Source organism: Rhodococcus sp. IEGM 1379 (assembly GCF_030056815.1).
In the GTDB taxonomy this organism is placed as follows: domain Bacteria; phylum Actinomycetota; class Actinomycetes; order Mycobacteriales; family Mycobacteriaceae; genus Rhodococcus_F.
The window spans coordinates 1-911 of sequence record NZ_JASHKR010000188.1; the positions used below are offsets into that span (position 1 = coordinate 1).

The 911-nt window shown below is 63.2% G+C and carries 1 protein-coding gene; it reads left to right on the forward strand.

What is annotated here, in order from left to right; all coding sequences use genetic code 11:
• Nucleotides 1-911 (forward strand): DNA gyrase C-terminal beta-propeller domain-containing protein (locus QM600_RS29440; RefSeq protein WP_283265312.1); only part of this gene is annotated, 911 nt, incomplete at both ends.

Genomic DNA, 911 nt, shown 5'->3' on the forward strand with positions numbered 1-911 from the left:
CGTGACGAGCTCAAGGAAATCGTCGACAAGTACGGCGACGACCGTCGTACCCGCATCATCGCCGCTGACGGAGACGTCAACGACGAAGATCTGATCGCCCGCGAAGACGTCGTCGTCACCATCACGGAGACCGGCTACGCCAAGCGCACCAAGACGGACCTTTACCGCTCGCAGAAGCGCGGCGGCAAGGGCGTTCAGGGTGCCGGCCTCAAGCAGGACGACATCGTCTCGCACTTCTTCGTCACCTCGACGCACGACTGGCTCCTCTTCTTCACCACGAAGGGCCGCGTCTACCGCGCCAAGGCATACGAACTGCCCGAAGCCAGTCGCACCGCTCGCGGCCAGCACGTCGCGAACCTGCTGGCCTTCCAGCCGGATGAGCGCATCCAGTCCGTCATCCAGATCAAGACGTACGAAGACGCGCCTTACCTGGTGCTCGCCACCCGCAACGGTCTGGTCAAGAAGTCCAAGCTCACCGACTTCGACTCCAACCGCAGTGGTGGCATCGTCGCGATCAACCTGCGCGACGAAGACGAACTGGTCGGCGCCGTTCTTTGCTCCGCTGACGACGATCTGCTTCTCGTCTCGGCACAGGGACAGTCGATTCGCTTCTCCGCTACCGACGAAGCGTTGCGTCCGATGGGCCGCGCCACTTCCGGCGTCCAGGGCATGCGCTTCAACGGCGAGGACGAACTGCTCTCGCTCAACGTTGTCAGTGAGGGTAAGTACCTCCTGGTCGCGACGTCGGGCGGTTACTCCAAGCGAACCGGCATGGAGGACTACCCGGTCCAGGGCCGCGGTGGCAAGGGCGTACTCACGATTCAGTACGACAAGAAACGTGGCACTCTGGTCGGTGCGCTCATCGTCGACGACGACGACGAGCTGTACGCGATCACCTCGGGCGGCGGCGT